Source organism: Arthrobacter cavernae, from assembly GCF_017368795.1.
Classification (GTDB): Bacteria; Actinomycetota; Actinomycetes; order Actinomycetales; family Micrococcaceae; genus Arthrobacter; species Arthrobacter cavernae.
Genome location: NZ_JAFNLL010000050.1, coordinates 19,807 through 30,409, shown reverse-complemented (window position 1 = coordinate 30,409; position 10,603 = coordinate 19,807). Strand labels below are relative to the sequence as shown.

Here is a 10,603-nt window from a genome sequence, read left to right as displayed (position 1 = left end):
AAACCCTGCGTTGTTCGCAAAACACCCCGTTGAACGCGGGGATCTGCGAACAAGGGAGGGAATTGTCAGCCCGGAACGAGAAAATCCCCGGAACCATGTGGTTCCGGGGATTTTCCCTTGGGTGGCAGATGAGGGATTCGAACCCCCGTAGGCGTTGCCAGCTGATTTACAGTGATTCAACTACCGTGACCGGCCAGTACCGGACATGGAGTTTGGTGCGGAATCTAGGCAATTTCCGGGGCTACCCTGTCGTCTGCATGGCCCCTCGTATCCGGCCATGTTCCGCGGTGCGTGCTCACTTGGTGATCACCCTAGGCCCTGCCCCTCATGGGTGCATGTAGCCATTATTGGACCACCGTGTTTGGATTGCGCCATGACAACGCTGGACAGAATACTTACGGAACCGAGCGCCGTCCTGGCCACAGGCATCGAGTACTGCGTGAGCCAGGGAAGCGCCATCCTGGAACTAGGGTTCAATACCGCAGGGCAAGCGCAGATCTGGGCTGAATGCCAGGGGCTCCTGGATGGCGCCTATTCGATAAAGCGCAGGCCAGTCGGCTGCTGGGAAACGTTCATTCAAGGGCATGAGGACACGGGTCCATAGCTCGCATCCAAACTGAGAGCTTCCCCAAGGCTGCCTTACGATCAAGGCATGAAATCAATATTGGGGGTTGCTGGCGCTGCGCTGCTGGCATTGGTACTGGCTGGCTGCGGTTCGACTGCAGGGACAACTGATCAAACGGGAGCGGCGAGCACCACGCCCGAGCCGAAACCAACGACCTACTACGGACAGACCGCCTCGGCTATCGCCGCCCTGGTCCCGGGCTGCGGCTCCGTCCAGGCTAGCGACGTGGGGAAGGGTGGCCCTGGCATGGCCTCCACGGCTTCCTGCGTCCTTGGTGGCCGCACAGTGGACTTCTACAGCTGGAGCGACGCCAAAGCCGCTGCGGGCGTCGCGAGCGTCATCCAGGTCAACAAAGACGAGGTCTACTACGCGGCCGGTACAGGGTGGACGGCCCACGTCCGCCGCGACATGACGTTCCACTGGCAGCTCACGAACGACGCCGGGAATCTGACCAAGTACGCCTTCGAGAAGCACCCGATACCGGCTGCTGACCTTCCCGGGGAAAAGTCGGCGTCCGAACAAATCGCCACCGCCCTTGATGGGTCCGTCCAACACAGTCGGTAGCTGGGACCGCTACGAGCCGACCATCTGCCTCCGTGAGCGGGGCTGTGAGCTGATTCGGTATCAACTCACAGCCCCGGAATCCTTGCTATTGCTGGACAGTTTCGGCCTGTGATCACACCGTGAGCACGGGGCCGCTTAGACTGACGCGCCCCGGCCGATAGACCGGGCAACCGAACCAATGGCTGCTCCGGCTTCCTGCTTCGCGATGCCTCGCACCTTGCCCAGGAACTCGCCCGAGTCGAGGTAAAGATTTCCCTCGAACATGGCGGGCCCCGGTGCGGCCGCAGCCGCCGGCGGGAGCTGCCCGGTCTGGTTCATGTAATTCAGCGCTGGCGTGCCGATGGACTGTGCCGAGGCTCGGTTCATCACGAACTCATTGGGTGTCAGCCATGCGGCGACGGTGTCCGTGCCCCGGGGTCCGCCCGGGTGCCCGCCCGTCACAAGATACTCCGGCACCGGCCCGCCCGTCGCGAACCCGACCACTTGGCCTGCTTTGCCCACCGCGCCACCGGACGGACCCGTGCCGCCCTCCACGGAGCTGTTCCGGGTGATAATGTCGATCGTTTTTCCACGCAACGCATCCACTCTGGCCTGGAACGCCGCGATGTCAGCCTCGGCTTTCGCCTTCTGCACTTCCAGCTCCACCGGCTTGGGTTTGAAGTTGTTCACGTCGTACAGCTTGTTGATGTACCCCTGAACCTCTTCCGTGAGCAGGCCCTGGGCGCGCATGGATTCCTCCAGCGCGGCCTTGGACGCCCCGTAGGCCTTCGTGCCCTCTTCGGTGCTGCCCGTGGCTTTCGCGACAGCCTCAGCCGCCGCCTGGTCCGCTGCGACCTTGTTCTGCAGGGCTTGCTGGTTCGCCACCGCCGCGGCCGTGCCACCCGCAATCGCCACACCGTTCTGCACAAACGACGCCGACACGGAGTTCGTCGCCGCGGCTGCCCGGGTCTGCGCCTGCTCCAAACCGAGCGACTTGCCGTTCAGCTCATCGAACGCCTGCTTCAACAAGCCCGCCGCGTTGTTCTCCAGCTGCAGCGCCAGGGTGGCAGCATCAGCGGCCGCCTTGTGGTCTTCCTGCGCCTTCTTTGCACCCTGGATCGCCGCAACAGTCACACCCAGCACACTGGCTGCGCGTTCGTCGGCGGCGATCTTAGCTTCCGTTGCAGCGGTGTTCTTGTCCGTGGCCGCGGCTTGGTCTTCGATGTCCTGTTTGCTCTTCGCGATCGCCCCGGACTGTGTGCCGAGCTGCCCGGTGACGATCTCGATGGACTTGCCCATCTTGTTCTGCGCGTCCGTGGCAACGTACATGCCATCCGGGGTCATGACACCCTGTGACCAGTCGTTCACGAAGTCTTTGCCGCGGCGGGCCGCATCGTTGACCTGGTTGATCGCATCAGCGGATCCGAGGACCGCGTCTGTGAGGGTTTTCTGGTTGATGCCCAGCTCCTTGGCTGCGGCGAACGCCCCAGCGTCCGACAGGGCTTTGGCCGCGGTGGCGCGGACGTTCTCCCCGATGGCGTCACTGTCAGCACGGAGGGCCTGGGTGTAGTCGGTGAGCGCCGCCGTGCCCTGCTGAGTGCCGATGGCTGCGGTTGCGGCCATTATGCCGATACCAGCCAAAGCTGCAGTGAGGATACCCACGACGGGGACGGCCAAATTGGCCATGACCCCGGTCAAGCCGATCTGCGCGGCCACGACACCGATCATCTTGGCAACTTCCGACGCGAACGCGAGCCGCAGGGCGGGGCCGAGCAGCAGGGTAGACGTGACCAAACCGGCCAGCACGGGCAGGGGGACGCTGTTGAGTCCGTCAGCGAGGCCGCTGATCATGCCGATCACCACAGGCCCGAGCGGTGCGAACGCGGCTAGGATGTTCCCGCCGAGTGTGACAAGGTTCTGCAGCATGTCCGTCACGGAGGGCAGGTTCGTGACCGCGTAGGACACGAACGACTGGAAACCAGGGGTGTTGGAGAAGGACGAGAGCCAGCCCACGAATTTGCCGAGCTCCACACCGCCGGCCTGGATCAGCGGGTTCATGGCCTGCAGCCCGTCGAGCATTCCGCGCAGGGCGGTCCCGCCGATCTGGCCCAACTGCGCGGATGACTCGCCAAGGAGCTGGTTCAGGAACGGCATCCGGGCGTTGATGTCGCCCACGCTGGTGGTGAAGGAGTCGAGCATCGCCACGGCTGAGGTGCGGGAGAGCAGGTCAAGGTCACCCTTGAGGACCGTCAGCCCGGCCGCGTACTGGTCACCGACGGCGGTGCCGGATTCCATTTCCCGCTTGATGCCGGCGACGGCGGCGACACCGGAGACGGCCATGACACCAAACGCTGCACCCAAGCCAATCGCCGCCGCTCCGATCGGGGCGGCAGCGGCCAGGATGCCCGGGGACAGGGCAATGAGCACCTGGATCCCGGAGACATGCCGCCGGTTCGCCCGATCAGCGCGGCTGTGGGATGCCTCGTTGCGGTCAGTGGCGGCCGTGTCATTCTCAGTGGCTTCGGCAAGCCGAGACGTAGCCGTAGCCAAAGACTGCTGCGCCGAAGCAAGACCAATCTGGGCCTGCAACCGCTGCCGATCCGTAGCGTTGGCGTTGCCGGTGACCTCATCAAGACGCATCTGGGCAAGCCGAACCCGGTCACTCGCCAGCTCGACCCGGCCACTCGCAAGCGCTACCCTGTCCGCTTCTGATACGGTGGCCGCCATCTGAGCGATGGCGGCCGAAGCGTCAGCGCTTACCTCAATCTCGGGACTCAGGGCCCCCAGTTCGGCGGCCTCACGGCGTGCCTCGGCAGCGCCACGTTCAAAGTCGGACGTGTCGATGGTCAGTCGGGCGTCGATGCTGCCCGTTGTGGTGGTCATCCGATCGCCTTCCCTAGTTCACTGGTCAGGATGCCCATCACTTTGGGGGCCTCACCGATGATGGTGGTTGTCAGGTAGAGGCGCTGGCCGACCTCGTGATGCAAGTGCTCGTACTCCTGATAGCGCGAGTAGACGGAGTCGTAGACGACGTTCGCGCCCTCCGGGGTGGGGACCACGGACGCGGACGTGCGGAGGTCGCCGTCCTCCAGCGGGGTGCGGTTCACGGCCACCTGCCGGACGTGCTCCATGGCCTTGAACGCAGCCCCCGGGATGGCCGCCTCGACGCGTTCGGTGATCCCGTCCAACATCGCCTCGAATCCCGCGCTGCCGGTCATGAGGCCTCCCCCGCCAAGTCCTTGGATCCGCGCCCCAGCAATGAGTCCAGGCGGCCGTCCTGCTGGGCCTTGACGATCTCCTCGGCGCTCATGGTCTTGAGCTGTTCCGCCGTGCATTGGCCCTTCGCTTCCGCGGTGGTCATTCCGAAAACGCCTCAGCCTTGGTGATGACCGTCAGCTGGTTGCGCTTGATCTCCTCCGGGGTGAAGGGGTCATCCTTGGCGAAGACGCCGCCGTTGGGTCCACGGTAGAAGTACTTGGCGGTGCTCTCCGGGGCCTCCGCATCAACCCGCGCCAGATCCCCAAAAAGGTCGTCGCCGGCATCGACAAAGTCGAGGTGCTTGTACTTGTTTTCACGGGCGAGCATGTTCAAAGCGCGGTTGACGAAGATGTTGATGTCGATGACGTCCACCCTGCGGCGTCCGACGATCACGCCAGCGGTCAATCCAGGACCGCCGTTGGCTGCCAGTCTCACCCCTCCGTGCGTCGCTGCTGCAGGACCCATGTGCTTCTGCTCCGGGATGCCCAGGTTGCCTGCCCGGCGACGGAATTCCCGTACGTTCTCGTTGCGTGCTTCCGCCGCTTCGTACAGCTCCCGGAGGCCGTCCACGGCTGTCTTGAGCTGCTTGCTGAACCTGTCCCCGTCGCCTTTGACCTGAGTCGTGATGTCGGCCTTCAGTGCCTCGCAGGCCTCGACGCGTGCCGCTTCCTTGGCCGCGGCTGCCTTGCGTGTGGCGGCTTCCTTGCGGAGCCGGACGAAGCTAAGCAGTCCGCGGGCCTTCTCGACCTGCTCAAAGGTCACACTGTCGTCTCCGGACTTCACCGCCTCCTCGAGGGTGTCGACGAGCTTCTCGGCCTCTGCGGCTTCCTGCTCAGCGTCGGCAATGATCTGGTCCGGGTCGATGTCTGTGGTGCTCATGCTGCCTGATTCCTTAGGACGTTTTCCAATGATTCGATGTCAACCAACCAGCTCCGGTGGCCTATGCGTTTCGCAATGACCCGGCCGGACGAGGCGAGCCGACGTATCTGCCGGTCGCTCCGTCCGGTCCGGGTCGCCGCTTCCATGACACCAACCCAATTGGTTGCTCTCATCCTTGCTGGGGCACGTCCGATAACGGACGCCACGGCGGCCGGCTCAAGCTCCGCGCCTGACGCTTCCTGCAGCGCTCTATATACCGGCAAGGCCCAGACCTGGACGCCGGCGCCGTTCTCCCGCATCTGCCGTTCCTGATCCCGCATGAGGGACCGGAGCACTCCCGCTGCAATGGGACCGCGCACCAGCTCCCCCAGGGACGGCGACGGGTCGGCGTTGTCAGGCCGGCCGGTCACTCCAGGAACCTCGTTCGGCTGTGGCCGCGCAGACCCTCCGTGCTCACCATGTGCTCACGCCTCGAAAGAACCCAGCAATGACGCGGCTTTTCAGCCTGCGAACTGTTCCCCAATCAGCTCACCTGCCCTATCCGAACGGTTCGGATGCCGGCCTTCATTCGACCGGTCGAAGGGCTTTCGTGGCCCAACGCGCACGCGCACGCCTTTGCTTTTGACCGGTCAAAGCTACTCGTCATCGTCGTCATCCTTGTCCCGCCATGAGGCCGCCCATGCCTCGATGTCCTTGAGGCTGCGACTCCGCGGCCGATCCAATCGGCGCTTGGGCGCGTCCCTGGCCGTGACGCCCTTGATGCCGACCGGATCCGGTGTGGTCTCGGAGCGGAGCCGGGTCACGGTCTCCCCCAACTTCTCAGCCAAGCTCCGGAGGTTGCCGGCCACGAGCTCCCCGCGGGCCTCCTGGGCGCGGATGATGCCCGCCATTTGCCGGTGCGCCTTCTCAGCGGACCGGAGAGCCGACCTGCGATGCTTGTTGTCCTTGGCTTGCTTCTTCCGTGCCGCACCCTCCCGCAAGGACGTGCCTGCCAGCGTCGCCAGGCGGTGCTGTACCGCGTCTCTCTCGGCTTCGGTGGCGACTATCCGAGAGAGTGCCTGAATGGCCGCCACAGAGGGCCTGCGCTGGCCGCGCTCCAGCCTTCCGACGTGGGAGCCGCGTAGCCCGGCCAATTCCCCCAAGCGGGCCTGAGAGAGAGCGCACGCCTTCCGGAGTCGGACCAGCTCGGCACCGAACCCCGCCGCGAGTGTGGCGCGTTCATCTTCAGGGACGCTCCCCCAATGGTCCAGAGCGCCCGGCCCCGCCGCTACGGCATCATCGTGAGGCCCAACGCCCGCACCTGCGCGGGATCCATGGAAACCGTTTCGTTCCGCATCCGTACCGTCCGGAGGCGTCGTAGTGCCCAACGCGCCCGCACGCACACGCGCAAGCTCCGTACCGTACGAACCCTCGTCTGAGTCTGGCCCAATGCGTTGTGCGCGGGGCGTATGCACACCGTGTGCATTCGGTTCGATCGCGCTCATGCGTGGCCGCCGGCGGGGTAGGCGGGGGCCCATGTTGGGGGCAGTTCGGGGGTGCCCCATTCTTCGGGCCATCCCAGCCGCAGCCACCGGACGGCTGTTGCGGAGAGTGCGATGAAGCCTTCTAGGTCGCGGCGGGCGGTGAGGGCAGTTACTGCGTAGTCGTGTTCCACGAGGGCGGTTGCGTGTTGTCCGCTGCCTTCCACGCTGATGCGTAGCAGCCCCATGCCGGCGAACTCAGGGCCTAATCCTGCGGCTGCAGGGTCGTTGAGGAAGTCGATGGTGTAGATATCGTAATTGGGATCGCCTGCGCTGCTGGGGCTGGTGTTCATTTGCCGTGGTCCTTCCTGATGTTGGGGCAGGTGGGCTGGTGGGCGGACTCGATGGTCCAGCTGAGTCCGGAATCGCTGGTGAGCGTCTCGACGGGGACGCAGCGGGTGCATTCACTGGGGCGGGTATAGGTGGTCATGGCGTCCTTTCCTTGGGGTGATTCGTGGTCGGGTTTCATTGGCCGATGGCTTTCTGTTCGAAGACGTCCACGTTCGGCCCTGGGCTCCATCCGTCGAGGACTTGCAGGTTGGCCCGCATCCGGTCCTCGCTGGTGCCCGTCCGGCGCGGTGGGAGTGGGCTGTCGTTCCAGCCGCCGCTGGCCAGCCACTTGGCCGGGAGCTTTGTGTATCCAGGTTCCCTGTTGGGGTCTGCGGCGTAGCGCTGGGCGCCGGCCAGCAGTTCCTCGGCCGTGGCGGCCTTTCGGGCCTCCGTATAGGCGCGTTGGGCGTCGGCGAGCCCTTCGTGCCGCGGGTACGTGGAGAACCACTGGCCGAACTCGGCTGCGGGGCCGTCCTGGGTGTTCTGGGCGGCTTCCTGTCGGGCCTCGTGCGCCGCCATGAGCGACATGCCCTTGGCCAATGCGCGGTCGCCGTGATCGGGCTTGTGGCGTCCGTCTATGCGCTCTTGTAGCGCTAGGCCTATTGCGAAGGTGTTCCGCATCTTGTCGCCCACGGACGGCTTGTCCGGGCGGTTGGCCCACGCGTATTGCGGCGGGACATTCGGGCTGGTGTGGTACCCCGGATCCCATGGGCCCAGCTGGGTTGCCTGCTTGGCTTTGGCTTCCTCAAGGCGTTCAGCGTTGCGCTCGGCACGCTGCTGCTTCTTCCAAGCGATCTCTTCGGCCACACTGAGCCCTTCCGGTGGCGTTCCGGGTGTCCAGTAGTCCTTGCCGAGGACGGCTTCGACGTCGATCTCACCTGTGTGGGTGGGGTCGTCGGTCCAGCGTTCCTGGTTCAGCCATGGTGCCGGACCTGCCGTGAACTTCGGATCCTGGCCTTTACGCTCAGCCGCGAAGCGTCGGGCCCCGGCCAGAAGTTCCTCGGCGGTGGCGCCGTTCTTCCGAGCCTTGACATAGGCATCTTCGGCTAACTTCCTGGCCGTGTGTTTGGGATAGACGGCGTACCAGTCGTTGAAGTCCTCTGCCAGCTGTTTGGCCAGTGCGGCCTTGGACGTCGGTGCTTTGACTTCAGGAAGATCAATCAATATCTCTCCCTGCAGCGGTTCGCTCGCAGTAGGTGACTCGAACGCTTCGGTGATGTTGGATCCTAGTTGTATTCCTATGAGTGGTTCCTTTAGTGGTTCCTCTACTCCTAGGGGGCAACGTTCTGTTGGGTCAGTAGCAACAGATCGTTGGGGCATAGGGGCAACGTTTTGTTGGGGCATAGGGGCAACAATCTGTTGGGTCTGCTGGGGCAACGATTCGTTGGGTGCTGGGGCAACGTTCTGTTGGGGCTGGCGTTGCGGAGTCAGGTGCAGGGAGTACTCAGCACGGTTCCTGAACCTGGCATCTCCGCTGGAAACGATGACGCCTTCTTTGACGAGCTTGGCAACGGCCTTGCGCACGATCTCGTACACGCTGGCCCGCACCTTCCTGGCGGCCTCCGCTTCGGGCGTGAAGTCGGTGTCCTCGGGCTTTGCGGGCAGGGACTTGCCGAGCGCCGCGGCCAGGTCGTCCCGCCCTGCGAAGTACTTGGGCGGATTCCCGTTGTCCAGGGACACGAGCGCCATGCGGCACAGCACCCGGAATGACCGGTCATCCAGCGATGTCCAGTACGTGAAGGCCTGAGCCACATTTCCAGCACCCAAAGTGAGGCACCTCCAATCTCTGCAATCAGTCAGTGGGCGAATCCGGAGCAGATGCCCCGGCGTCCGCGGCTTGTTTTTTGAGGGCCACCCTGCAGGATTTCGCCGGGGTGACACCCTTTGCCCGGTAAGGGTTCTTGGCGGCCACGGCGGCGTCGTTCAGCGGCCCCTCGTGGCTGGTTCCGTGCCAGTACCCTGATTCCCAGGCGGCGGCGAGGTCGGCTTCAGTGATCATGGGCGGGGCCTCCGCTTCTAACGAGACTGCCGACCGCCTGGGAGGTAGCCTCGACGGCCGCCTTGGCGAGCTTCCGGCGAAGGAAGTCCAGCCCCGCCGGCCGGACCATGGTGGTGGCCGTGGGGATCGTCTCACCGGCCCGGTTCCTGTAGCTGCCGAGCTTGACGTCGAAGTGATGGAGGTATCTCTGAAAGGGGAGGTTGTTGCGCTGGAGGATGCCCAGGCGCCGCAGGTCCCGGAACAGGATGTTGGGCCCGAAACCGAGGGCCTTCGCCGCGGCCTGCATGGAGAGCAAGCCGCTGGCGTCGATGAGCGCGTCGTACGCTTCCACCTTGGGCGCCACGGCAGCGAGCCGCTCGCACGTGTCTGCGAGCTGGCGGCGCTGGTCGTCCACGCGGGCCTGGAGGGTGCCCATGACGTCGAGCATCTTCTCTTCGAAGGTCAACTCCCGTATCGGCGCGGTCGTCTCCGCAACACGGGTCTGGATGGCGAAGTACGCCTGAGCCGCGGCCACCTCCGGTTTGCGGGGGTCGCCGTTCATCGCTACGAGGTACGCCGCGAAACGGGAAAGGTGGAAGTCCTGCTTGTCCGGCCCAGATGCTGACACTTTGCGGGATCCCGCAAAGTTGGTTTCGACGTCATGCCCCTGATTCCGGGCCGTCGCCATGGCCCGCTCCATGGGGACCATGAAGTTCCTCCACGAGGAGTACGTCATGAAAGGGGCAAGGTCACGTGCTGACCAGAACTCGGAGCCGTCAGCCCTGAGCTGGCGGAGGGAATCGAACGGGGAAGCGGCCTGGGTGAAAATATCGAGGTTGTTCACTGTTCGATCACTCCTGCGGCCATGAGGTAGATGGCGCCGGGGCCCTTGTACTGCGGGTTCATGGCGACCGCGAGGGCGATGTGTGCGAGCTCCGGGAAGGTCTGCTTGTGGCGGGCATCAAAGAGCTTCGTGAGGATGTCGTCGATGGGCCATTCGGGCCGGAAGCTGGCGACGAGGCAGCCGAGGTTCTGCCAGTGGTGGCGCTGCAGCTGCGGGTTCGCTTCGGTGGCGTAGGGGTTACGGGCCGGAGCGGGTGCAGGAGCGGGTGCTATCGTTGACATGTCTTACTTCCTTCGTGGTGATGGTGGTTGGATTCTTGGGAGCCAGTTCGAGCTGGCTCCCTTTTTGTTGCCCGGAAACGCTGCCGCCGGCGCGCCGGGCTGGCTATGCCGCATCCAGAGGTGCGCCGTCGAGCATTGAGCGGATGGCGCTGGTAGGGATGAAGATTCGGCTTCCAATTCGCAACGTCTTGATCCTGCCTTCGCGGACGAACTGGTACGCCTGGCTGCGGCCGCACCCCATGACGAGTCGGAACTCATCGACGGATGCTGTCGGCTTGGCGAGGATCGCCTGAACCTCTTTCGAGTACTGAGCTTCCACATCTGCCTCCTGTCTAGCATTTAGTT

The 10,603-nt window shown here is 64.4% G+C and carries 13 protein-coding genes; 1 reads left to right on the top strand and 12 read right to left on the bottom strand.

Features of this window, described 5'->3' with window-relative positions; translation table 11 throughout:
• The first annotated feature begins 652 nt into the window (after positions 1–652).
• On the top strand, positions 653–1,189 hold the full coding sequence (locus J1902_RS16825; RefSeq protein WP_207617465.1) for a hypothetical protein: 537 nt from the start codon (positions 653–655) through the stop codon (positions 1,187–1,189).
• 135 nt (positions 1,190–1,324) lie between these two features.
• Here J1902_RS16825 and J1902_RS16820 read toward each other — a convergent pair whose 3' ends face one another.
• From J1902_RS16820 to J1902_RS16765, 12 genes are all read right to left on the bottom strand, one after another.
• Complete coding sequence (locus J1902_RS16820; protein WP_207617464.1) at positions 1,325–4,051, bottom strand: hypothetical protein; 2,727 nt, start codon at positions 4,049–4,051, stop codon at positions 1,325–1,327.
• On the bottom strand, positions 4,048–4,386 hold the full coding sequence (locus J1902_RS16815) for an HK97 gp10 family phage protein (protein WP_207617463.1): 339 nt from the start codon (positions 4,384–4,386) through the stop codon (positions 4,048–4,050). Before J1902_RS16815 ends, J1902_RS16820 begins: the two co-directional genes overlap by 4 nt.
• Positions 4,383–4,529 (bottom strand): hypothetical protein, encoded by a 147-nt coding sequence (locus J1902_RS16810; protein ID WP_207617462.1) that lies wholly within the window; start codon positions 4,527–4,529, stop codon positions 4,383–4,385. The genes J1902_RS16815 and J1902_RS16810 overlap by 4 nt, the downstream gene beginning before the upstream one ends.
• Positions 4,526–5,305 carry a hypothetical protein gene (locus tag J1902_RS16805; protein WP_207617461.1) on the bottom strand — a complete coding sequence of 260 codons (780 nt, stop codon included), beginning with the start codon at positions 5,303–5,305 and terminating at the stop codon, positions 4,526–4,528. Before J1902_RS16805 ends, J1902_RS16810 begins: the two co-directional genes overlap by 4 nt.
• Before the next feature lie 635 nt (positions 5,306–5,940).
• The gene (locus J1902_RS20015; protein ID WP_504739367.1) at positions 5,941–6,789 is read right to left on the bottom strand and encodes a helix-turn-helix domain-containing protein; all 849 of its coding nucleotides are present in this window, start codon (positions 6,787–6,789) and stop codon (positions 5,941–5,943) included.
• A complete protein-coding gene (locus tag J1902_RS16795; RefSeq protein ID WP_207617459.1) occupies positions 6,786–7,118 on the bottom strand; it encodes a hypothetical protein in 333 nt (110 codons plus the stop codon). The genes J1902_RS20015 and J1902_RS16795 overlap by 4 nt, the downstream gene beginning before the upstream one ends.
• The gene (locus tag J1902_RS16790) at positions 7,115–7,255 is read right to left on the bottom strand and encodes a hypothetical protein (RefSeq protein WP_207617458.1); all 141 of its coding nucleotides are present in this window, start codon (positions 7,253–7,255) and stop codon (positions 7,115–7,117) included. The genes J1902_RS16795 and J1902_RS16790 overlap by 4 nt, the downstream gene beginning before the upstream one ends.
• A 35-nt stretch (positions 7,256–7,290) precedes the next feature.
• Positions 7,291–8,922, bottom strand: a complete 1,632-nt coding sequence (locus J1902_RS16785) for an LvrA C-terminal domain-related protein (RefSeq protein WP_207617457.1) — start codon at positions 8,920–8,922, stop codon at positions 7,291–7,293.
• A gap of 25 nt (positions 8,923–8,947) precedes the next feature.
• The gene (locus J1902_RS16780; protein ID WP_207617456.1) at positions 8,948–9,154 is read right to left on the bottom strand and encodes a hypothetical protein; all 207 of its coding nucleotides are present in this window, start codon (positions 9,152–9,154) and stop codon (positions 8,948–8,950) included.
• Positions 9,144–9,977 (bottom strand): phage antirepressor KilAC domain-containing protein, encoded by an 834-nt coding sequence (locus J1902_RS19830; protein ID WP_207617455.1) that lies wholly within the window; start codon positions 9,975–9,977, stop codon positions 9,144–9,146. The genes J1902_RS16780 and J1902_RS19830 overlap by 11 nt, the downstream gene beginning before the upstream one ends.
• A complete protein-coding gene (locus J1902_RS16770; RefSeq protein ID WP_207617454.1) occupies positions 9,974–10,258 on the bottom strand; it encodes a hypothetical protein in 285 nt (94 codons plus the stop codon). The genes J1902_RS19830 and J1902_RS16770 overlap by 4 nt, the downstream gene beginning before the upstream one ends.
• A 103-nt stretch (positions 10,259–10,361) precedes the next feature.
• Positions 10,362–10,577, bottom strand: a complete 216-nt coding sequence (locus J1902_RS16765) for a helix-turn-helix domain-containing protein (protein ID WP_207617453.1) — start codon at positions 10,575–10,577, stop codon at positions 10,362–10,364.
• Between the last annotated feature and the right edge of the window lie 26 nt (positions 10,578–10,603).

What these genes read in the sequence shown, in the direction of transcription:
- J1902_RS16825 (WP_207617465.1), top strand. Translation starts at nt 653, where the DNA reads ATGAAATCAATATTGGGGGTTGCTGGCGCTGCGCTGCTGGCATTGGTA.
- J1902_RS16820 (WP_207617464.1), bottom strand. Translation starts at nt 4,051, where the DNA reads ATGACCACCACAACGGGCAGCATCGACGCCCGACTGACCATCGACACG.
- J1902_RS16815 (WP_207617463.1), bottom strand. Translation starts at nt 4,386, where the DNA reads ATGACCGGCAGCGCGGGATTCGAGGCGATGTTGGACGGGATCACCGAA.
- J1902_RS16810 (WP_207617462.1), bottom strand. Translation starts at nt 4,529, where the DNA reads ATGACCACCGCGGAAGCGAAGGGCCAATGCACGGCGGAACAGCTCAAG.
- J1902_RS16805 (WP_207617461.1), bottom strand. Translation starts at nt 5,305, where the DNA reads ATGAGCACCACAGACATCGACCCGGACCAGATCATTGCCGACGCTGAG.
- J1902_RS20015 (WP_504739367.1), bottom strand. Translation starts at nt 6,789, where the DNA reads ATGAGCGCGATCGAACCGAATGCACACGGTGTGCATACGCCCCGCGCA.
- J1902_RS16795 (WP_207617459.1), bottom strand. Translation starts at nt 7,118, where the DNA reads ATGAACACCAGCCCCAGCAGCGCAGGCGATCCCAATTACGATATCTAC.
- J1902_RS16790 (WP_207617458.1), bottom strand. Translation starts at nt 7,255, where the DNA reads ATGACCACCTATACCCGCCCCAGTGAATGCACCCGCTGCGTCCCCGTC.
- J1902_RS16780 (WP_207617456.1), bottom strand. Translation starts at nt 9,154, where the DNA reads ATGATCACTGAAGCCGACCTCGCCGCCGCCTGGGAATCAGGGTACTGG.
- J1902_RS16770 (WP_207617454.1), bottom strand. Translation starts at nt 10,258, where the DNA reads ATGTCAACGATAGCACCCGCTCCTGCACCCGCTCCGGCCCGTAACCCC.